The organism is Xanthobacter sp. DMC47 (assembly GCF_056313845.1).
Window position 1 is genome coordinate 28,107 of sequence record NZ_JBQUZM010000005.1, and the last position, 21,133, is coordinate 49,239.

At 68.1% G+C, this 21,133-nt stretch carries 21 protein-coding genes; 13 read left to right on the top strand and 8 right to left on the bottom strand.

Going from position 1 to position 21,133, the window contains the following annotated elements:
* Positions 1-4 precede the first annotated feature (4 nt).
* Both pdxH and ACT54R_RS20365 read left to right on the top strand, forming a co-directional pair.
* On the top strand, positions 5-646 hold the full coding sequence (pdxH, locus tag ACT54R_RS20360; protein WP_476329315.1) for a pyridoxamine 5'-phosphate oxidase: 642 nt from the start codon (positions 5-7) through the stop codon (positions 644-646).
* Between the two features lie 112 nt (positions 647-758).
* Positions 759-1,475, top strand: a complete 717-nt coding sequence (locus ACT54R_RS20365; protein WP_168457732.1) for an SDR family oxidoreductase — start codon at positions 759-761, stop codon at positions 1,473-1,475.
* Positions 1,476-1,484: 9 nt separating this feature from the next.
* On the opposite strand, the gene ACT54R_RS20370 is transcribed toward ACT54R_RS20365, so the two are convergent.
* Positions 1,485-2,459, bottom strand: a complete 975-nt coding sequence (locus ACT54R_RS20370; RefSeq protein WP_476329317.1) for a magnesium transporter CorA family protein — start codon at positions 2,457-2,459, stop codon at positions 1,485-1,487.
* A 276-nt stretch (positions 2,460-2,735) separates the two neighbouring features.
* Positions 2,736-2,939: a hypothetical protein gene (locus ACT54R_RS20375; protein ID WP_476329319.1), complete on the bottom strand. Its 204-nt coding sequence runs from the start codon at positions 2,937-2,939 to the stop codon at positions 2,736-2,738.
* Between the two features lie 313 nt (positions 2,940-3,252).
* On the opposite strand from ACT54R_RS20375, the gene ACT54R_RS20380 reads away from it, so the two are divergent.
* Entirely contained in the window at positions 3,253-3,855 is a 603-nt protein-coding gene (locus tag ACT54R_RS20380) for a L,D-transpeptidase (protein ID WP_210257932.1), read from the top strand.
* Positions 3,856-3,982: 127 nt separating this feature from the next.
* Here ACT54R_RS20380 and ACT54R_RS20385 read toward each other — a convergent pair whose 3' ends face one another.
* On the bottom strand, positions 3,983-5,311 hold the full coding sequence (locus tag ACT54R_RS20385; RefSeq protein WP_476329321.1) for an extensin-like domain-containing protein: 1,329 nt from the start codon (positions 5,309-5,311) through the stop codon (positions 3,983-3,985).
* Positions 5,312-5,506: 195 nt separating this feature from the next.
* Here ACT54R_RS20385 and ACT54R_RS20390 point away from each other — a divergent pair, with 195 nt between their 5' ends.
* Entirely contained in the window at positions 5,507-6,262 is a 756-nt protein-coding gene (locus ACT54R_RS20390; protein ID WP_476329323.1) for an HAD family hydrolase, read from the top strand.
* Between the two features lie 41 nt (positions 6,263-6,303).
* On the top strand, positions 6,304-7,083 hold the full coding sequence (locus ACT54R_RS20395) for a DUF1499 domain-containing protein (RefSeq protein WP_168457632.1): 780 nt from the start codon (positions 6,304-6,306) through the stop codon (positions 7,081-7,083).
* A 3-nt stretch (positions 7,084-7,086) separates the two neighbouring features.
* On the opposite strand, the gene ACT54R_RS20400 is transcribed toward ACT54R_RS20395, so the two are convergent.
* From ACT54R_RS20400 to ACT54R_RS20410, 3 genes are all read right to left on the bottom strand, one after another.
* Positions 7,087-7,809: an SOS response-associated peptidase gene (locus ACT54R_RS20400; RefSeq protein ID WP_476329325.1), complete on the bottom strand. Its 723-nt coding sequence runs from the start codon at positions 7,807-7,809 to the stop codon at positions 7,087-7,089.
* A gap of 21 nt (positions 7,810-7,830) precedes the next feature.
* Positions 7,831-8,745: an MBL fold metallo-hydrolase gene (locus ACT54R_RS20405; protein ID WP_476329327.1), complete on the bottom strand. Its 915-nt coding sequence runs from the start codon at positions 8,743-8,745 to the stop codon at positions 7,831-7,833.
* Positions 8,746-8,970: 225 nt separating this feature from the next.
* Positions 8,971-9,675, bottom strand: a complete 705-nt coding sequence (locus ACT54R_RS20410) for an outer membrane protein (protein WP_476329329.1) — start codon at positions 9,673-9,675, stop codon at positions 8,971-8,973.
* 332 nt (positions 9,676-10,007) lie between these two features.
* On the opposite strand from ACT54R_RS20410, the gene ACT54R_RS20415 reads away from it, so the two are divergent.
* On the top strand, positions 10,008-10,325 hold the full coding sequence (locus ACT54R_RS20415; RefSeq protein ID WP_476329331.1) for a hypothetical protein: 318 nt from the start codon (positions 10,008-10,010) through the stop codon (positions 10,323-10,325).
* A 41-nt stretch (positions 10,326-10,366) separates the two neighbouring features.
* A complete protein-coding gene (locus ACT54R_RS20420) occupies positions 10,367-10,687 on the top strand; it encodes a hypothetical protein (RefSeq protein WP_476329332.1) in 321 nt (106 codons plus the stop codon).
* 73 nt (positions 10,688-10,760) lie between these two features.
* Here ACT54R_RS20420 and ACT54R_RS20425 read toward each other — a convergent pair whose 3' ends face one another.
* A complete protein-coding gene (locus ACT54R_RS20425; protein WP_476329334.1) occupies positions 10,761-12,677 on the bottom strand; it encodes a propionyl-CoA synthetase in 1,917 nt (638 codons plus the stop codon).
* Positions 12,678-12,915: 238 nt separating this feature from the next.
* Between ACT54R_RS20425 and ACT54R_RS20430 the strand changes: the two genes are divergently transcribed.
* Both ACT54R_RS20430 and ACT54R_RS20435 read left to right on the top strand, forming a co-directional pair.
* Complete coding sequence (locus ACT54R_RS20430) at positions 12,916-14,541, top strand: acyl-CoA synthetase (protein WP_476329336.1); 1,626 nt, start codon at positions 12,916-12,918, stop codon at positions 14,539-14,541.
* A gap of 6 nt (positions 14,542-14,547) precedes the next feature.
* Positions 14,548-14,769, top strand: a complete 222-nt coding sequence (locus ACT54R_RS20435) for an alkylphosphonate utilization protein (RefSeq protein WP_168457626.1) — start codon at positions 14,548-14,550, stop codon at positions 14,767-14,769.
* Between the two features lie 27 nt (positions 14,770-14,796).
* Here the strand turns inward: ACT54R_RS20435 and ACT54R_RS20440 are convergent, their stop codons facing one another.
* Positions 14,797-15,798 carry a GSU2403 family nucleotidyltransferase fold protein gene (locus ACT54R_RS20440; RefSeq protein ID WP_476329338.1) on the bottom strand — a complete coding sequence of 334 codons (1,002 nt, stop codon included), beginning with the start codon at positions 15,796-15,798 and terminating at the stop codon, positions 14,797-14,799.
* A gap of 196 nt (positions 15,799-15,994) precedes the next feature.
* On the opposite strand from ACT54R_RS20440, the gene ACT54R_RS20445 reads away from it, so the two are divergent.
* The 4 genes from ACT54R_RS20445 (at position 15,995) to ACT54R_RS20460 (ending at position 21,069) form a co-directional block, all read left to right on the top strand.
* Positions 15,995-17,737 (top strand): ABC transporter ATP-binding protein/permease, encoded by a 1,743-nt coding sequence (locus tag ACT54R_RS20445; protein WP_476329340.1) that lies wholly within the window; start codon positions 15,995-15,997, stop codon positions 17,735-17,737.
* 118 nt (positions 17,738-17,855) lie between these two features.
* A complete protein-coding gene (gene clcA / locus ACT54R_RS20450; RefSeq protein WP_476329342.1) occupies positions 17,856-19,220 on the top strand; it encodes a H(+)/Cl(-) exchange transporter ClcA in 1,365 nt (454 codons plus the stop codon).
* A gap of 31 nt (positions 19,221-19,251) precedes the next feature.
* Positions 19,252-19,758 (top strand): peptide deformylase, encoded by a 507-nt coding sequence (locus ACT54R_RS20455; protein WP_476329344.1) that lies wholly within the window; start codon positions 19,252-19,254, stop codon positions 19,756-19,758.
* Between the two features lie 174 nt (positions 19,759-19,932).
* On the top strand, positions 19,933-21,069 hold the full coding sequence (locus ACT54R_RS20460) for a TRAP transporter substrate-binding protein (RefSeq protein ID WP_476329346.1): 1,137 nt from the start codon (positions 19,933-19,935) through the stop codon (positions 21,067-21,069).
* Positions 21,070-21,133 lie beyond the last annotated feature (64 nt).

The window sequence follows — 21,133 nt, forward strand, 5'->3', positions numbered from 1 at the left end:
CCACATGACGGCGAGCGACACCATGGAACCCCGTGATCCCTTAACATCCGGTGATTTCACCGAATCTTCCGAGCCATTCCGTCTTTTCGCCGAGTGGCTGGAGGAGGCCGGCAAGTCCGAGCCCAACGATCCGAACGCCATGACGCTGGCGACCGTGGACGAGGATGGGCTTCCCGATGCCCGCATGGTGCTGCTGAAGGGGCTGGACGAGCGCGGCTTCGTCTTCTTCACCAACACCGGAAGCGCCAAGGGCCGGGAACTGGCGGCCCATCCCAAGGCGGCGCTGGTGTTCCACTGGAAGTCGCTGCGCCGTCAGGTACGGGTGCGCGGGCCGGTGGAGCAGGTGAGCGACGCGGAGGCCGATGCCTATTTCGCCACCCGCCCCCGCCTCTCGCAGATCGGCGCCTGGGCCTCGACCCAGTCGCGCCCTCTGGAAGGCCGCTTCGCGCTGGAGGCGGCGGTCGCGACCACCACCGCGAAATATGCCCTCGGCAGCGTGCCGCGCCCGCCCCATTGGACCGGCTTCCGCATCCTGCCCGTCGCCATCGAATTCTGGCACGACCGGCCGTTCCGCCTTCACGACCGCGTGGTGTTCCGCCGCCCCGGCGAGGGCGACGCCTGGACGAAGACGCGGCTTTATCCCTGATCGAACAAGCCGACCGGGCTTGACCCGGACGCGGGCGGATGGTGCATCACGTTCGCCCGCTGTGGCCGAGGCTCACACCATGACATCCGATACTCAGGACCGCCCGCGCATCATGCTCCTCACCGGGGCCTCGCGCGGCATCGGCCATGCCACGGTGAAGCGGTTTTCGGCCGCCGGCTGGCGTGTCATCTCCTGCTCGCGCCATGCCTTTCCGGAGAAGTGCCCGTGGGGCGCCGGGCCGGAGGACCATCTGCAGGTAGACCTTTCCAGCCCCGCCAGCACCAAGGCGGCCATCGCCGAGGTGAAGCGCCGCCTGCCGGAGGGCAAGCTCGACGCCCTGGTGAACAACGCCGCCATCTCGCCCAAGGGCGAGGGTGGCGCGCGGCTCGGCACGCTGGACACGGACCTCGAGACCTGGGTCGACGTGTTCCAGGTGAATTTCTTCGCCCCCATCATCCTCGCCCGCGGCCTTTCGGCGGAGCTGGAGAAGGCGCAGGGCTCGGTGGTGAACGTCACCTCCATCGCCGGCTCGCGGGTGCATCCCTTCGCGGGCGCCGCCTATGCCACCTCCAAGGCGGCGCTGGCTTCCTTGACGCGGGAAATGGCCTCCGACTTCGGCCGCCGCGGCATAAGGGTGAACGCCATCGCGCCGGGCGAGATCGACACTGCCATCCTCTCGCCGGGCACGGACAAGATCGTGGCGCAGATCCCCATGCAGCGCCTCGGCACGCCGGACGAGGTGGCGAAGATCATCTACGTGCTCTGCACGGAGACCTCCTCCTACCTCAATGGCGCCGAGATCCACATCAACGGCGGCCAGCACGTCTGAGGCGGTGGCCTAAAGCCAGCGGCGCCACTTGAAGAAGAGGTAGGGCAGAATACCGGACACCACCATGGCGCAGAGCGCGAGCGGATAGCCATAGGTTTCCGCCAGCTCCGGCATGTGCTGGAAGTTCATGCCGTAGATCGAGGCGATCAGCGTCGGCGGCATCAGCACCACCGAGAGCACGGCGAAGATCTTGATGATGTTGTTCTGCTCAAGGCCCACCATGCCGATGGTGGCATCCAGCAGGAACTGGAGCTTGTCGCCGAGGAAGTTCGCGTAGTCGGAGAGGCCGGCCACGTCGCGGCTCATGGACTTGATGTTGGCCTTCCCATCCTTGGCGATGGTCGATCCGTCGGTGTCGGCCCCGAGGAAGGAAATGAGCCGCTGCAGGGAGGCGAGGCTTTCCCGGGCATACGACACCAGCCCTTCCTTGCGGCCGATGTGGGAGAGAATGGCGCGGTAGCGCTGGTTGGCATTCTCCCGGCCGCTCGACCGCTCGAAGATGCGCCGCGAAATCCGCTCCACGTCCGCGCCGATCTGCTCCAGCACGTCGGCGGACCTGTCCACCACAGCCTCCAGCAGCTCGATCAGGACATCCTCGCCCTTGATGGTGTCCGGGCAGGACTTGCCGAGCCGGTTGGCGACGGACGGGAAGGCGCGCGGCTCGCCGTAGCGCACGGTGATGAGGCGGCCGCGGGTGAGGATGAAGGTGACGGCCAGCATCACCGGCGTCTCGGTATCGGCGCCGCAGAGAATGGTGGCGGTCATGTAGCGCGCGCCGTCCTCCACATAGAGGCGGCTCGACTGCTCGATCTCGCCCATCTCTTCGCGGGTCGGCACGGAAATGCCGGCGAACGCTTCCGCGCGCGCGTCGTCCGCTTCGGTGGGTGAGATCAGATCGAGCCAGACGGCGGCCTCGGGTATGGGCCCATCCGTTACGGGGGCGGCCACGAGACTTCCCTGGCTGGGCGTATAGGCGAAGATCATGCGGCGGTCCCCGATCGGCCGGACCTTCTAGCCCGCCGCGGGACGCGTGGGAACTGTGGCTGCCGCCCGTTCTCCGTTTCCGCTCCCGAGATACCGCCCCGTCACCCGGCGGCAATCCAATGTCGCCGCCAGTCCGAACGTGCTGCGGCCGGCTCGAATGACTTCCCCGGCTCGGGCATCCTGGCCGGGCGACACGTGACACCCTGCGGCCAGCGCGCCGCTCGTCGCCACCCCGGCCGGCCCCCGCGCCGGTTCCGGGAGAACCATCGCTCTCGCTCAGGCGGCGAGGAAGTCGATGTCCTTGAGGGTGACCACCTTGTTGGCCTGGGCCGCCTTGGCCTCCGCGGCCTTCTTGTCGCTCGCCTGCTGGGCGGCTGCGGCGACGGCGGAAATGCCGATGTCGCGCCACTGCTGGCTCTGCGCGGTACGCTTCAGATCCGATTCTTCCCGGGGGCTGAGCCCTTGGTGTCCGGTCGACATGTCCCAACTCCTGTGTGGTGCGCCGTTACGCAGCGGCACCTTCGCGTGACCCCTCAGATTTGGCCATCAACTGCGTCAAAACTGTGCAGCCGATGCGACTTCTCCGCGGTCATACGAAGAGTAGGCGCCCCAAACCTTGCAAAACTCCAAAGAGGGTGCCGAAAGGTCAATCTGTGAGGCATTTCTGCAACGCCTTCGCACAAGCATCAGCTCCCCATCCGAACACCCTTCAAGCGAGGCGGACATTGGGTTAATTCATTTTCGCGGGTCGAATCCTCCTTGCGCGTCAAGGAAAGAGTTGAAGAGGCGAGATATGATGTGGCGAGCGGTCGGGGCACTGCTGACGGGTTTGATGCTCAGCGGCTGCATCTCCGGAACGGTTGCGCCGGCGCCGGATACGGCAATGACGGCGCGGGACAAGCAGCTTCTTGCCAACAAGCCGTACCCGAATGTGAAGCCTTCGGGCGACTTCGCGCGGCATATCGTTGAGTATCCGACCAATAAGAAGCCGGGCACGGTGGTTGTCGATACTCCGAACAAGTTCCTTTACTACGTGGAAGGCAACGGTAAGGCGATCCGCTACGGCGTGACCGTCGGCGAGGAAAGCCTCGCCTTCCGCGGCCAGGCCAAGGTCGGTCGCAAGACCGAATGGCCGAGCTGGACCCCCACTCCGGAAATCCACCAGCGCATCGCTGGTCTTCCGTCCTACGTGGCGCCCGGCCCGCACAACCCCATGGGTGCCCGCGCCCTGTACCTCTACCAGGGCAATCAGGACACCCTGTTCCGCATCCACGGCACCAACCAGCCGGAATACATCGGTCAGGCGATCTCCTCGGGCTGCATCCGCATGCTCAACGAGGACGTGATCGATCTGTACAGCCGCGTTCCGGTGGGCGCCGAGGTCGTGGTTCTCTGAGCTTTCGTCCATCGGACGCTAAAAGGGCGCGGCTCGGCCGCGCCCTTTTTGTTTGGGCATCTGCTCGGGCGCTTTCAGGCCGAGGCTGTGGGCCCGCACGCCCTGAAGCGCCGCGGTCGCGAGAGGTTCAGTCGGGCTGGGTCTGCTTCGAGGGGGTGGGCTTGGTGCCCCCGTCCTTGTTCTGCGCATTCTTAGGCTGCGCGTTGCCGGCCTGACCGCTCTTCGCCTGACCGCTCTTGGACGATCCATCCTTGGACGATCCATCCTTGGGCGGGCTGGCCTTTCCAGACCTGGACGTCCCGCCCGCGGCGTTGCCCTTGGGCGGGGAGGCCGGCGCAGGCCCGCCATCGCTCTGGCCCGCGGCGTTGCCGGCCGAAGCCGCAGCGGCATTCTTGTCGGCGGCATCCTTGTCCGGACCGGCCGCCTCCCCGTCGTGCGCGTCACCGGCCTCCCCCTGCGCCGACGCCGCCGGGGCGCTGGGCGCGGGCTTGTCCTTGCGCAACGCCACTGCGGTGCCCGCGTCGAGATTCCAATGGCAGAGCTTGAAATCGTTGCGGCGCTGGGCAAGGTCCACGTGGATATGATCCTCGTGATAGCCATCGGATCCGGGGCCGAGGACCGTCGCGAAGCGCGTGCAGGCACTGTCCTTCATGGACCCGCGCAGCGCCATGGGCAGGCCGCCCTTCGCCACGGTCCACACCCGTCCGTCGCCGAGTTCGAAGCCCCCGACGTCGACCGCATTGCCGCGCCCGTGCTCGCTCATCTTGGCGCCCGCCACCCGATTGCGCGGACGGCAATTGTAGGAATCGGCGATCCGGATCGCCGCCAGCGCCCCGCCGGCCGCCGCGACCGCGGGAGCCAGGGACTCGCGCATCCAGGCCGCGGCCGCCACCGTCATCTCGCAGCGGGACACCGCCGCCGGCCTCAACGGGATCATCCGCCCGTCCCCGAGCCGCACCGCCGTCAGCCGCACCGGGACGAACAGGCCGCATGCGGGATTGATGGAGAGGGAGACGTCGAGATCGGCCTCGATCTCGCCTGCCGCGACGAGATCCGCACAGGCGGAGGGCATCACCAGGGGAGCGGCCGACCCCGGAGACGGCGCGGATGGCGCCAGGCTTCCCGGTCCGCCGGGGGAAGGCACCGCGTCCGGGGCCGTCTCGCGTGACGCCACCCGAGGTCGTCCGCCCGGAGTGGTCGGCTCGCGCACGAAGCGCTCGGCCGTCCCCACGTCCACCGGTCCCTCCCGTTGCCCAGCCTCTTCCCCCCGCGCCTCCTGTCCCCCGGGCTCTGCCTCGCCCTCCTCCTCGGCCAGTTCCGGCGGGCGTCTCGGCGGCAGCGGTGCCGCGCGCAGCGACGGCAGGCGCGCGACCACCGGGGCCGTGGGCGCCTTGAGATCCTTGGGCTTGGCGGGTGGCAGGGGCGCGGCCGCGCGCGTCGGGCTCGCCGCCGTCAAGGCAAGGAACCCGAGGCAGAGGGCGAGCGGAAATCCTGCCGGCCGGGGCGCCGCGGCCCGCAGCAGGGCGTCGGGCGCGGTCGGGCAGCGGCGCGGTGCGGCGGGTCGTCTCAATGACATGCGCGTGATACTAAAGACGTCCTTCGCCGTGGTCGAGCCGGCCAGCCGGCGCCCCCCTCCCCCAGCGGACCGCCCATGCAAGACCTGACCGCGCTGCTTTTCGACAAGGATGGCACCCTGGTGCATTTCGATCGCACCTGGGGACGCGCGGCCGGGGCGGTGATGCGGCAGATGGCGCGCGACGACGCCCATGCCGTCGCCCGGCTGGAGGCGGTGAGCCACTATCTCCCCGACGAAGAACGGTTTCTGCCCACCTCTCCGCTGGTCTCCGGTTCGTCCGCCCATTACGGCCCGCTGTGGGCCCACGCCTTGGGTCGCCCCGCCGACGCCGGCTTCCTCGCCGAGATCGACCGGCTGTTCGCCGCCGAGGGGCTCGCCAACCTCACGCCCATCGGCCACCCCTCGCGAACGCTGGGGCAGCTGAAGGGTGCGGGATTCGCCCTCGCCATCGTCACCAACGATGCGGAGGAGAATGCCCGGCAACAGGCCGGCGCCTTGGGCCTGCTGCCGCTCCTCGACGCCATCCATGGCTATGATTCCGGTTTCGGGTCCAAGCCGGGCCCCGGCATGGTGTCGGCTTTCGCCGAGCGGTTCGGTCATCCGCCCCACGCCATGGCGGTGGTGGGGGACAGCGCCCACGACCTCGCCGCCGCGCGCGGCGCGGGGGCGCGCTTCATCCTGGTGCGCAGCGGCCCGGCGCCGGTCGACGACCTCGTCGGGGATGCGGACCTCGTGGTGGACAGCGTGGACGACCTGCCCACTGTCTTGCCCGCGGTCGTTCCTGCTTCACCGAGCAAAGCCTCTTCCCTCGCCGGCGAAAACGCGGTCTAACCGACGGGAACATCGCGCAGACGCGCGTCACGGGCGGCAGGATGATCAGACGCCGGCTTTATACCGAGGAGCGCTATTCGCCGCTGGCCCGCTGGAGCTTCCGGCTGGCCCTGTTCTCGGTGCCGGTCGTGGCGCTCGCGGCGCTGCTCTATCGCGCCGGCATGCTGGATTTCCAGCCGGCGATCGCCACGCTGGGGGCCGGGCTCGCGCTGGCCCTCGTCGCCGCGGCCATGGGCATCGTGGCCTTCTTCATCACCTGGGAGACAGGCTGGCTGGGCATCGGCCGCGCCATCGCCGCGGTGGCCATCGGCGGTCTGGTGCTCGCCGGCCCGGCAGCCGTCCTTGCGCGCGGCATGATGCTGCCGCAGCTGACGGACATCGCGACCGACCCCACCGACCCGCCCCGCTTCCGGGCGCTGACCCTCGCCCACCCCCGCGAGGCCAACAGCCTCGTCTTCGGCGGCACGGCGGCGGCGGAAGCCCAGCGCATGGCCTATCCCGGCATCAAGCCCGTGGACCTGACCGCGACGCCGGAGGAAGCGTTCAATACCGTCCTCGCTTTGGTGCAGAAGCGGCGTTGGCACATCCTCGATGCGATTCCCCCGCGCGGAACGCGGCGCGATGGTCAGATCGAGGCTGTGGCGGTTTCGCCCATCATGGGTTTCCGGAGCGACGTGTCGATCCGGATTCGGCCGACCTCCAAGGGGGCGCGGGTGGATGTGCGGTCCTCGGCGCGCTACGGGATCCATGATCTCGGCACCAACGCCCAGCGCATCGAGGGGCTGATGGCGGATCTCGCGGCCGAGCGGCGGCGGCGCTGAGTCTCAGGCCGAAGGTGTCGCCAGAAGTGCTGTCGCCGCAGCGGCCTCCGCGGGCGGCAGGGGCGCGATCAGCTCGGCTCCCTCGTTTCGCACCGAATTGACCTCTGTCGAGACGGGGGAAAGCTGAAGCGCTTCGCCGGGGAAGGACCGCATCAGCGCCGCGCCGTCGGCGCCGTCCAGCCATGCCGCCACATCCTGGTCGGGCAGGATCACCGGCATCCGCTCGTGCAACGGGCGCAGCCGCTCCGTCGCAGGACAGGTCAGGATCGTGAAGGTGCGCAGCCACTGGCCGGTGGCCGGATCCTTCCAGCCGTCCCACAAGCCCGCGAACGCCAGGGGAGCGCCATCGGCGCGCAAGATGAGGAAGGGCTGGCGCCGCTTGTCCACGGCCTTCCATTCATAGAAGGCATCCGCCGGAATGATGCAGCGGCGCGCCGCACGCCAGGCCGCGCGGAAAGTGGGCTTTTCGGCAACAGTTTCCGAACGCGCATTGATGAGTCGCCCGCCGCCGGAGACGTCCTTGGCGAAGGACGGCACCAGACCCCAGCGCAGGAGATCGAGATGGCGCCGGCCCGTTTCGGGATTGCGGCGGACCACCACGAGGTCCTGGGTCGGGGCGGCATTATAGCGGGGCGGGACGTTGGGCAGCGGCGCCAGCGCCGGGTCGACCCCGAACAGCGCGGCAAGGGCCGACGGGGGCGAGAGCTGGACGAAACGCCCGCACATGCCAGCCTCCGCCCGGCCGCGTCAGGCCGCGCGGCGGAATCGGCCGGTGATGGCCGCCGTCCCGTCGGTGACGACCCGCCCGCTGGCGACCAGATGCTCGAGGTGGGCCAGCACCGTCAGCGAGGCGGCGCCGACGAGCCGGGGATCGAGGCCGATGTAGATCCCCCGCACCAGATCGGGAATCGTCTCCACATCGCGGTCGAGAGCGCGAAGAATCGCCGTCTCCCGCGCAATACGATGGGAAAGGTAATCCCGCACGAAGTCCGGAGCGTTCCGCACAGGGCCGCCGTGGCCCGGCAGGTAGACGGTCTCCGTGCGCGTGGCGAAGCGTTCGAGGGAGCGGATGTAATCGCCCATGGATCCATCCGGCGGCGCCACGATCGAGGTTGCCCAGGCCATCACATGGTCGCCGGAGAAGATGAGGTCTTCCTCGGGAAGGGCAAAGGCCATGTGGTTGGCACAATGCCCCGGGGTGGCGATCCCGGTCAGGGTCCAGCCGGGTCCGCTCACCGCCTCGCCGTCGGGCAGGACGATATCCGGCCGGAACTCCATGTCGGCGCTGGCGTCGAGGGGATTGACCTCGCCGATGGCCAGAGGCCGCGCAGCGCGATGTTGCCCCTCCGCAACAGTGGGTGCCCCGGTCGCGGCCTGGATCGCCTGCGCCGCGGGAGAATGGTCGCGGTGGGTATGGGTGATGACGATGTGGCTGACGGTCTCGCCCCGCACGGCATCGAGCAAGGCGGAGATGTGGCCGGGGTCGTCCGGGCCGGGATCGATGATGGCCACCGTGCCCCGGCCTACGATGTAGGAGCAGGTGCCGGTGAAGGTGAAGGGCGAGGGATTGGGCGCCACGATGCGTCGGACAAGCGGCGTCACCTGATCGAGGCGGCCGGCCGGGACATCGAAGCTGCGGTCGAAGGCGATATCGTCGCTCATGGACGTGACGGTAGCCTGCAGGGACACCGGCGACAACCGCGGCGGTGTCGGGCTCCGGGGCAATGGGGAAGCCAGGACCAGGGGATGGCGGAGGGGAGGCGGCGGATCAGCCCCCTCGACTGGGGGCGCCTTGAACGATGACCCCAAACCGAAGCCACCCGGCGATCAGACAAAAGAAAAGCCCGCTGCCGAGGCAGCGGGCTTCCTGATGAAGCAGAGCTTCGATCAGAACTTGTAGTTCACACCCGCGCGGAACGAGTTGAACTTCGAGTCGGTGCCAGCGCTCAGGCCGGGCGCGATCGCAACGGCGTCCACGTTGGCAGAGCCGAGGTCGACGTACAGGTATTCAGCCTTGAACGTCCAGTTGTTGGTGATCGCGAACTCGCCACCGGCGCCGATGGTCCAGCCCCAGTTGGTGCTGGAGCGGTCGAACACCTGCACGCCCAGGATGGAAGCGGTCGTCGCGGTCTTGCCGTAAGCCACACCACCGGTGATGTAGGGCAGGAACCGGTCGATCGCATAGCCGAGGCGGGCGCGGATCGTGCCGAAGTAGTCGATGGTGGTGCCGGCGTTGACGACCGGCAGGCCGAGCACGGAGGCGCTCACGGAGCCCTCGATGTTGGACCACTGCAGGTCGGTCTCGATGCCGAGCACGACGTTGTTGGCGAACTGGTAGTTGTAGCCGATCTGGCCACCGGCGTAGAAGCCGGAGGAGTTCAGGCTGGCCGCGGCGACCGGGGCGCCGAAGTAGTTGATGTCGTAGGTGAACGAGTCACCGCCGTAACCAACGTTGCCACCGATGTAGAAACCGGTCCAGGAGAACACCGGAACCGGAACCGCCTTGACGGGATACTTCGTCGCCAGGTCAGCAGCCGCGGCCGGAGCCGAGAGCGCCGCCAGCGCGACAGTGGCGAGAAGGAACCGCTTCATGACCAAAACCCCCTTGCTTGGGTAACTTGCACTTTAGGGCGAAATCACCGGCGGCCGGATGGGCCACGAGTCGTTTCGTCCAGTGACATCTATCTAGCAGGGGTCTCGCCGGAATGCCGTAACATTCTTGCCACAGTCACCCCAAATCAGCACAACCGAAAGCCAAATTCCTAGTATGCTACCGCCACATAGGCGCACTGGCCGCCCTTCGCCGGCTATCAGCGTCACCGCCGGGTCCGAAAGGTAAATTGTTCGTAAAAACAACGGTGTTCAAGGCACGTTCACGGAGCGGGGCTTAGCCTGGATTTGTTGGTCTCCAAAAGGAGGACGCCATGCAACTTTACCGATTCCCCGGTTTCACGCGGTATGCCGCGGCCGGGGCCACGCTCGCCGCAATCGCCTCCGGCCCTGCCCTGGCACGGCCCGACAGCCTCACCATGACATGCGCAGCGGCGGCGGGAATGGTCTCGTCCCAAGGGGCTGTGGTGATGGGCACGGGACCCAACATCTTCGACCGTTACGTGATCTCGCTGCGCTACTGCGCGGGCTCCGAACAGCTGAAGCCGGAATGGATCAAGACGAAGGACAATCCTCAATGCTTCGTGGGCTATACCTGCTACGTGCCGACCCGGGACAATTTCTTCCGGTAGGAAGCGCCCGGCCCGCGCGGGTCGTCGCAAAGGAGGATGCCATGATGTCTTGCACGGCCCGCCACACCGGCCGCGCTCTCGGCCTTGTGATCGTGGCTGCGCTTGCCGGCCTGGCGGGGCCGGCTGCGGCCCAGACGCAGAGCCGCTCCTTCACCTGCACCCAGGCTGCAGCCCTCGTTCAATCGAAAGGCGCGGTGGTGCTCGCCACGTCGCCCACCCTTTACGACCGCTACGTGCGGGACCAGAGCTTTTGCGTCTACGACCAGGAGACCCGCCCGGAATGGGTGCCCACGCGGGACAATCCGCAGTGCTTCATCGGCTACAGCTGCTACGTCCCGCTGCGCGGCGGCGGTCTGCGGTAGACGTCCCCGGCGCCTGAATGTGAAAAAGGCCGGGCATTGGCCCGGCCTCTGTCACGGTGCGGTCGGCAACGGCTCAGGCGATGCCGCGCTCCTTGAGCACGCCCTCGATCTCCTCCAGCACGCCGGCATCGTCGATGGTGGCGGGCACGGTCCAGGGATCGTGGTCGGCGATCTTCTTCATGGTGCCGCGCAGGATCTTGCCCGAACGGGTCTTGGGCAGACGGTTCACGGTGACGGCCAGCTTGAAGGCGGCCACGGGGCCGATGCGGTCGCGCACCAGTCCCACAAGCTCCCGCTCGATCACGTCCGGCGCGCGCCGTTCGCCCGCCTTGAGCACCACAAAGCCGCAGGGCACCTCACCCTTCAGCTCGTCCTTCACGCCGATGACGGCGCACTCGGCGACGTCCGGATGGGAGGCGAGCACCTCCTCCATGCCGCCGGTGGAGAGGCGATGGCCCGCGACGTTAATGATGTCGTCGGTGCGGCCCATGACGAAGACATAGCCGTCGTCATCCAGGAAGCCGGCGTCGGCGGTCTTGTAGTAGCCGGGGAACTCGGCGAGGTAGCTTTCGGCGAACCGGTCGTCCTGCTGCCAGAGGGTGGGCAGGCAGCCGGGAGGCAAGGGCAGCTTCACCACGATGGAGCCCATGGTGCCGGCCGGCACCGGCTTCGACGCCTCGTCCACGATCTGCACGTCGTAGCCCGGCATGGGCACCGTCGGCGAGCCGAGCTTGATGGGGAGGAGACCCAGGCCCACGGGATTGGCGGCGATGGCCCAGCCGGTTTCCGTCTGCCACCAGTGGTCCACCACCGGCACCTTCAGCTGCTCCTGCGCCCACACCACCGTATCGGGATCCGCCCTCTCGCCGGCGAGGAACAGGGTGCGGAAACGCGAGAGGTCGCGGCCCTGCTTCAGGAGGCAGTCCGGATCCTCCTTCTTGATGGCGCGGAGCGCGGTCGGCGCGGTGAACAGGGCGACGACGCCGTGCTCCTCGATCACCCGCCAGAAGGCCCCGGCGTCGGGGGTGCCCACGGGCTTGCCCTCATAGACCAGGGTGGTCGCGCCGAGGATCAGCGGCGCGTAGACGATGTAGGAATGGCCCACCACCCAGCCGATGTCGGAGGCGGTCCAGAACACCTCGCCGGGCTTGATGCCGTAGAGGTTCTTCATGCTCCAGTCGAGCGCCACCATGTAGCCGCCGGTGTCGCGCACGACACCCTTGGGCTTGCCGGTCGTGCCGGAGGTATAGAGGATGTAGAGCGGATCGGTGGCCAGCATGTCGGCGCAGGGGGCAGCCTTGCCCGCGGCGGCGGCGGCATCGACCGCGGCCTGCCAGTCGAGATCGCGGCCTTCGACAAGCGCACCCGGCCCCTGAGCGCGCTGGAGCACGAGGCAGCTTTCGGGCTTCACCGCCGACATGGAGATGGCGAGGTCCAGGAGCGGCTTGTAGGGCACGACGCGGTTCGGCTCGATGCCGCAGGACGCCGCCAGGATCACCTTCGGCTCGGCATCCTCGATGCGGGTGGCCAGCTCCTTGGCGGCAAACCCGCCGAACACCACCGAATGGATGGCGCCGATGCGGGCGCAGGCCAGCATGGCGCAGATCGCTTCCGGCACCATGGGCATGTAGACGAGCACCCGGTCGCCCTTGCCGACGCCCATGTCCTGAAGCACGGCCGCCAGCGTCGCCGTCTCCTTCAGCATCTCGCCATAGGTCAGCGTGCGCTTGGTGCCAGTGACGGGGCTGTCATAGATCAGGGCCGCCTGATCGCCACGGCCGGCAGCGACATGACGATCGAGCGCATTGTGGCAGACGTTCCCCACCGCATCGGGAAACCAGCGGCCATAGACGCCGGCGTCGGCATCGAAGATGGTTTCCGGTGGGCGGGTCCAGTCGACGCCCCGGGCGGCCTCGGCCCAGAAGGTGGACGGATCGGTCTTCCAGCCGGCATAGGCCTGCGCGTAGCGGCTCGCGCCATCAATGGACATGGACGTCTCCCTCAAGGGTCTTCTTTAGCCCGGTAGTGCCGGGTGCTTTTTTACGGCGCAAGCTCGCACAAATGCGTAAGACGTTTGTCGCCCGAGCCCGCGACCACCTGCGGCAGACTGGTACTTTGGTATCGGGGCCCACCGATTGCACCGCCCTGCCGCCCTCGGCTAGGTTCGCGCTCCAATTCGACCGGAATCCCGGCGCGAACACAAGCATTCGCACGAGTGGGGGGACACGATGGCCGGCATCTACGACCAGGATCTCGATCGGAACGCGGCGAACTTCCAGCCGCTGACACCCCTCGGCTTCCTGGAGCGGGCGGCGAGCGTGTTTCCCGACCGCACCGCCATCCTGCACGGCGGCCTCAAGCGCAATTACCGGGATTTCTACGCCCGCAGCCGCCGCCTGGCCTCGGCGCTGACGAAGGTGGGGGTCGGCGTCGGCGACACGGTGGCCGTCATGCTGCCCAATGCCCCGGCGATGCTGGAAGCGCACTACGGCGTGCCCATGACGGGCGCCGTGCTCAACTCGCTCAACACCCGGCTCGACGCCGCCATCCTCGCCTTCACCCTCGACCACGGCGAGGCGAAGGTGCTCATCACCGACCGCGAATTCTCGCCCGTCATCAAGGCGGCCCTCGCCCTCGCCGTCCGCAAGCCGCTGGTGATCGACTATGACGATCCCGAGTTCACCGGAGCGGGCGAGCGCATCGGCACGATGGAATACGAGGATTTCCTTGCCACCGGCGACGAAGACTTCGCATGGAAGCCGCCGGCGGACGAATGGGACGCCATCGCGCTGAACTATACGTCCGGCACCACCGGCGACCCCAAGGGCGTCGTCTATCACCATCGCGGCGCCCACCTGCTGGCGGTCGGCAATGTGGTGACGTGCGCCCTGGGCAAGCATCCGGTCTATCTGTGGACGCTGCCCATGTTCCACTGCAACGGCTGGTGCTTCCCCTGGTCGATCACGCTCGTTGCCGGCACCCATGTGTGCCTGCGGCAGGTGCGGGCGAAGGCCATGTTCGACGCCATCGCCGACCACAAGGTGACGCACATGTGCGGCGCGCCCATCGTCATGTCGACCCTGCTCAACGCGCCGGAGGCGGACAAGCGCCCCCTGCCCGGCCGGGTGGAATTCATCACCGCCGCCGCCCCGCCGCCGGAGGCCGTGCTGGCCGCCATGCAGGATGCCGGCTTCAACGTGGTCCATGTCTACGGGCTCACCGAGGTCTACGGTCCGGCGGTCGTTAACGACTGGCATTCCGAGTGGGACGCGCTCGACGCGAAGCAGCGGGCCTTCCTCAAGTCGCGGCAGGGCGTGCGCTACAGCGCGCTGGAATCCCTCGACGTGATGGACCCGGAAACCATGGTCCCCGTTCCGGCCGATGGCGAGACGCTGGGCGAGGTCATGTTCCGCGGCAACGTGGTGATGAAGGGCTACCTCAAGAACCCCTCCGCCACCGAGAAGGCGTTTGCCGGCGGCTGGTTCCACTCGGGCGATCTCGGGGTGAAGCATCCCGACGGCTACATCCAGCTCAAGGACCGCTCCAAGGACATCATCATCTCGGGCGGCGAGAACATCTCCTCCATCGAGGTGGAGGACGCCCTCTACAAGCATCCGGCGATCGCAGCCGCGGCCGTGGTGGCGAAGCCCGACGAGAAGTGGGGCGAGACCCCCGTCGCCTTCGTCGAGCTGCGCGACGGCATGACCGCGACGGCCGAAGAGATCATCGCCCATTGCCGCACCCATCTCGCGGCGTACAAGTGCCCCCGCCACGTGGTTTTCGAGGAAATCCCCAAGACCTCCACCGGCAAGATCCAGAAGTTCCGCCTGCGCGAGCTGGCCAAGGAGGTTTGAGGCAAGATGTCCGATACCGAAACGCGCGACGCCAACGGCGCTGTCCTGAAGGACGGCGACAACGTGACCCTCATCAAGGACCTGAAGGTGAAGGGCACCTCCGTGACCCTGAAGCGCGGGACCCTCGTCAAGGGCATCCGCCTCACCGGCGACCCGGAAGAGATCGACTGCAAGGTCGAGAAGGTGAAGGGCCTCGTGCTGCGCACGGAGTTCGTGAAGAAGGCCTGAGTTCGGACCGGCGCCGCGCCAGGCCCCTCACGCGGACAGGTCTTCCGGTGTCAGGCCGAGTTCGTGAAGGGAGCGCTCGATAGGGCGCTTCCAGCCGGTGACACCCTGTGCGCAGGCATCCTCGCAAGCGTCAGACAGGGCGAACGGGTCCGCGGCCTTGAGGGCATGGATCAAGGCCCCCGCCTGCACCAGATCCTTGGCGCGTTTGGCGGTATCGCCTCCCCGTTTCTGGGCGATGACGAGCTTGTGGACCGCGAAGCGCGCCGGCTGGGGAATACGCACGGCGATGCCGGAGCGATGGAGCACCGCCGCGTCCATGGGCGCGGCGATGAGCCATGACAGGTGCTGAAGAGGCGCCGCCCCAGCCGCCAGCGCCGGCAGCGGCATGGGATTGGGATCCGTGCGTCGGTGTTGAGGCGTGAGAAGGTCCACCACAAAACCCGCTGCAGAGCGGAAATGGGAGGGCGGCGCAGTCCGATCGAGGCCCGGCAATGGGCGGAAGCTCGGATCGGCCCGTTTCAGAATGGTTTCCAGCGTCTCTTCCGCATCGACAGCGCTGATGGCGAGGCTGGCCGTGGCGAGGTCGGCATCCTGCGTCATCATGGCAGAGGCCGGAAGCGCGTGGCCGACCGGCGCGGAATAGCACTGGTAGGCGGCGGTTCCCACCACCACCGCCTGACGCAGCAATCCCGCCTCTTCCAGAGCATCGAGCACCTGGGATAAGGCTGTCGGCGGGGATGGAATGCCAGCGCGCCGCAGGGTGGAGACGAGGGTGGAGCGCACCTTCGCTGCCCTGTTCTCTTCTTCGATCAGGCCGATGCGCTCCACCACCTGCGGATCGTCGGCCCGGCCGATGAAGAGGTCGCGCCGGGTGGAGCCGACCGGGCGCTTGGCGTAGACATATTCGACGCCCTTTATGTCGCGCCGATAGAGCGACGCCGGCCGCTCCATCACCCCATGCACCTGCTGCACCAGTTCCGCATAGAGCGTCTGAAGGGGCAGCGGGATGGGCTTAAGGGTTACAGACACGGTTTTAGCTCCTGTCTGTAACTTTTATCCTTTACAGACAATTTTCGCAATCCTGTCTGTAACACAAGTCCTCCTCCCCCTGTCCGTCGCCCCCCTGCCCCACCGGCACCTTTCCAATCCTTCATCCTGCGGCCATGGTTCAGCCATGCGCGGGGGTTCAATGCTCGCCGCGAAGCCCCTTCCGGAGAGCCCGGCCTTGCGTGCCCTTTTATCCCTTCTCGGCGACATCCGCCGCCTCGCCGTGCCCTATTTCAAGAGCGAGGAGCGCTGGATCGCCATTGGCCTCCTCGCCGCTGTGATCGCCCTGGAACTCGCATGGGTGTTCGCCACGGTGATGCTCAACGAGTGGAACGTCGCGTTCTACAACGCCATCCAGGAGAAGGACTTCGCCGCCTTCCAGCAACAGATCCTGATCTTCTGCGCCATCGCCGCCGGCGCCATCATCGTGGCGGTCTACCAGATCTACCTGAAGCAGTGGCTGGAAGTCCGCTGGCGCCGCTGGCTCACCCGGCGCTATCTCGGCGCGTGGCTGGGCGACGATGTGCATTATCGCCTGCGGCTCGGCGGCGATGCGGCGGACAATCCCGACCAGCGCATCGCCGAGGACGTGCAATCCTTCATCAACCGGACCATCTCGGTGGGCGTCGGCCTGCTGGGCACCGTGGTGTCCCTCGTCTCCTTCTCCGTCATCCTGTGGAATCTGTCCGGCTCGCTGCCGCTGCACCTGTTCGGGCGCGAGCTGAACGTGCCGGGCTATCTGTTCTGGGCAGCGCTGATCTATGCCGCGGCCGGCACCCTGATCGCCCATTTCATCGGCCGTCCGCTGGTGAAGCTCAATTTCGAGCAGCAGCGCTATGAGGCGAACTTCCGCGTCGATCTCGTGCGGGTGCGCGAGAATGGCGAGCAGATCGCCCTGCTGGAGGGTGCGCAGGCGGAAGAGCGCAAGCTGGAAGGGCGGTTCTCCAACATCTTCGGCAATTTCGTGGAGTTGATGAAGGCCCAGAAGCGCCTCACCTGGTTCACCGCCGGCTACAACCAGATCTCCACCATCTTCCCCTACGTGGTGGTGGCTCCGGCCTATTTCTCCGGCCAGATCCAGCTCGGCCAATTGATGCAGACGGCGAGCGCCTTCTCCTCGGTGCAGGGCTCGTTCTCCTTCTTCATTTCCAGCTACGTGACGCTGGCGGAATGGACCTCCGTGGTGCAGCGGCTCACCGGCTTCGAGAAGGCCATCGCGGCGGCGCAGGCGACCCGTCCCACGGAGAGCCTGGCCTCCCTGCCCGCCGGCAAGGCGCTGGCCCTGCGGGGGCTGGATGTCCGCCTGCCCGGCGGCGCGCCGCTCCTCGCAACGGACGAACTGCACATCGCGCACGGCGAGTGCGTGCTCATCACCGGCCCGTCCGGCGCCGGCAAGACCACGCTGCTGCGCGCCATCGCCGGCATCTGGCCCTATGCGACGGGCTCCGTGCATCGCCACGCCGAGCATCGGCTCATGGTGCTGCCGCAGAAGCCCTATGTGCCGGCCGGGCGGCTGGACGTCGCGCTCGCCTATCCCCGCCCCGTCGCCGAAGTGCCGCGCGACCAGCTCACCGAGGTCTTGACCGCCGTCGGCCTCGCCGACCTCGCCGGCCGGCTCGACGCGGAAGCCCTGTGGCCGCATGAGCTCTCGCTCGGCGAGCAGCAGCGCATTTCCATCGCCCGCGCCCTGCTGGAGGCGCCCGAGGTGCTGCTGCTGGACGAAGCCACGTCCGCCCTCGACGAGGCGAGCGAAGCCGCGCTCTACCGGCTGCTGAGAGAGCGTCTGCCGGAGGCGACCTTCATCTCCATCGGCCACCGCAACACCCTTGTCGACCTGCACGATCGGGTGCTGCACCTTCACGGCGAAGAGACGCCGCGGATGCTGGGACCGGCGGCGGCGCCGACCCTCAGGGCGGTCTGAGAGCGGGTGCGGCGGGGCGGGGGCAGGCCGATCGGTCCTTGCCCCCCACCGCGCGCCTCAGCTAAGTCTGTTGTTGCAGCGCATCAGGCTGCCCAGCTGCCCCGCCCCGAGGTCCCGCGTGACATCCGCCGAACCCGCCCAGAAGCCCCGTGACATCGTCTATTACGCACTTGCCGCACTGGTGGGCTTCATCGGGGGCGGCGTCGGCGCGGGATTCCATTGGGCGACGGTGAAGGCCGGCGAATGGCCGCTGCTGCTGCGCGCGCATTTCCAGGGGCCGGAACTCTATGCCGCCCTCTCGGTCGGTGCCGCGCTGATGGTGGCGCTGGCGGTCTTCCTCGTCCGGCGCTTCGCACCGGAGGCGGCGGGTTCCGGCGTGCAGGAAATCGAGGGCGCGCTTGAGGGCCTGCGCGAGGTGCGCTGGAAGCGGGTGCTGCCGGTAAAATTCGTCGGCGGCGTGCTGGCCCTTGGATCGGGGCTGGTGGCGGGCCGGGAAGGCCCGACGATCCACATGGGCGCGTCCATCGCCAAGGCCATCTCGGACGCCGCCGGACTGAGCACCCGCGACAGCCGAGGCCTTCTGGCGGCGGGCGCTGCGGCGGGTCTGGCAGCGGCGTTCAATGCGCCGCTGGCCGCCATCCTGTTCGTCATCGAGGAGACGCGGCGGCAGTTTCCCTATGGGTTGCGCACCTATAGCGCGGTCATCATCTGCTCGGTGGCGAGCGCCATCGTCGCCCAGGTCGTCGGCGGCACCGAGCCGGACATGCAGATGGACGTGTCCGCTGTTCCCCTGCACCTTCTGCCAGCGTTCATCGGGCTTGGCGCGGTGCTCGGGGTGGTGGGCATCGCCTTCAATGCGGCGCTGGTCTTTTCGCTGGATGCCGCACGGGGACTGGCTTTGAAGGTCTCGCCCTATGTCCTGCCGGTGGTGGTGGGCGCGGCGGTGGGGCCGCTCCTGGTGCTGCGGCCGGAGGCGACGTTTGGCGGGGAGCTGCTGGCTGTGTCCCTGCCGGGCATGGGGCTGCCGGCGCTGACCCTGGCGGGGATCGTGGTGATCCGGTTCGCCATGACCATGGCGAGCTATTCCACCGGCATTCCCGGCGGCATCTTCGCCCCCATCCTGGCCTTGGCGACGGCGGTGGGCGTGTTGTTCGCGACGTTGCTCGGAAGCGTCTTTTCCCTTCCGCCCCAGATGCTTGCGGCCTGCGGGATCGCAGCCATGGGCGGGCTGTTCTCGGCCACGGTGCGGGCGCCGCTGGTTGGCATGGTGCTGGTCGCGGAGCTGACCGGGGCCTATGACCTCCTGGTGCCGACCATCCTCACCTGCGTCACCGCAAACCTTGTGGCAGAAGGACTTGGCGGCAAGCCGATCTACGAGGTGCTGCTCGACCGCACCCTCCGCCTCGCCGGCATGCCCCGCCCGCCCGAGCCGGAACAGGAGGCCATCGGCGGCTGGGACGAGCGCGAGCGGCGGCCGCAATAGGCATTGGAATTGACAGGTCCAGGGGACGCCCATGGCGCTGCGGCAGATCGTGAAGTTTCCGGACCCGCGGCTGCGGCAGCCGGCAGCGCCCGTGACGGCGTTCGACGCGACGCTCGCGACCCTCGCCGCCGACCTCCTCGATACGATGCGTGCCGCGCCGGGCATCGGCATCACCGCGCCCCATGTGGGCGTGCTCGCGCGGGTGGTGGTCCTCGAACTTTCGCCTGAGGAAGGTCCGCGCACCTACATCAATCCCGAGATCGTCTGGTCGTCCCCGGAAACCATCCGCCACGCGGAAGGCAGCGTCTCCATGCCGGGCGCCGTGGAGGAGGTGGAGCGTCAGGCGCGCGTGCGGGTGCGTTATCAGGATCTCTCCGGCGCCATCGCCGAGGAGGAGGCCGAGGGTCTGAGGGCCGCCTGCCATCAGCACGAGTGCGACCAGCTCGACGGCATCTTCTGGCTGCAGCGCCTGTCCCGCCTGAAACGCGACCGGGTGGTCCGCAAATACGAGAAGGCGCAACGCGCGCCCGCCCCCTGAGGCGGAATGCGGGCAGCCCGCGCAAAGCTTGTGCTTGCGCATCACCCACCCATGCGCTCACTCTTGCCGGCAAGGGCGTCCCGGGCGTTGCGGCCCGGAGCGGACAAAGGCCGGAAGTTGGGCCGGAAGTCGGGCCGGAAGTCGGGCCGGAAGATGCGGGCGCGGTGGGGGCGGATGGCGTTTCGCGGGCGAATCGGGGGAGAGCAGGCGCGCCTGCAGCGGCCGGAGCTGCTGGCAGCCATTCCCCTTGCCGCCTTTTGCCTCGCCGCCTTCTTCCTCGCCACCTTCTTCCTCGCGTCCCCGGCTCAGGCCGCCCCGGCCGGCACCAGGGACGAGCCCATCAAGCTTCAGGTGGTCGGCGGGCTCGGCGGCGTCACCCAGTTCACCCGGCTGGAGCAGCCGTTCTGGGAGCGCGAGATCACCGAGCGCACCGGCGGGCGGCTGGTGGCCACCATCACGCCCAACAACGGCGGCGGCCTGCGCGGGCAGGAGATGCTGCAGCTCATGCAACTCGGCGTGGTGCCGTTCGGCACCGGCCTTCTTTCGGTGGTCTCGGCGGAGGAGCCCGAGCTCAACGCCGTCGACCTGCCCATCCTCAACCCGGACATGGCGACCCTGAAGAAGACGGTCGCCGCCTTCCGCGCGCATCTCGCCACCCTGCTGCGCGACCGGTGGGACATCGAGATGCTCGCCATCTATGCCTATCCGGCGCAGGTCCTGTTCTGCCGCAGCGCCTTCCACGGCCTCGACGACATCGCCGGACGCCGCGTCCGCACCTCGTCGGTGGCGCAGTCCGACCTGATGAAGGCGCTTGGGGCCATTCCCGTGGTGGTGCCGTTCGCGGATGTGGTGGACGCGGTGCGGCAGGGGGTGGTGGACTGCGCCATCACCGGCACCCTCAGCGGCTACGAGATCGGCCTCGGCGACGTGACCACCCATGTCCACGGCATGGCCATCAGCTGGGGCCTCTCCTTCTTCGGTGCCAACGTCAACGCCTGGCAGGCGCTGCCGGAGGACGTGCGGGAGCAGATCCGCACCGGCCTCGCCGGGCTGGAAGACCGCATCTGGCAGCAGGCCGAAGCCGACACCGCGCGCGGGCTCGACTGCAACACCGGCGCGGCCGCCTGCGGCCGGCCGCAGGCACGGCGGCTGACGGTGGTGCCGCAGTCCGAGGCCGACACCGCCCGCCGCCTCCGCCTGCTGTCCGGAACCATTCTGCCGCGCTGGATCGAGCGCTGCGGCGCGGCTTGCGCCAACGCCTGGAATGCCTATCTTGCGGAACTGCACGCGACGACCGCCAAAACCGAGTGATTGCAACCGGCCGGATCATCCGGACGGACGAGGATTCCTCCGGCGTCCCCGCGGCGCCCTCAAG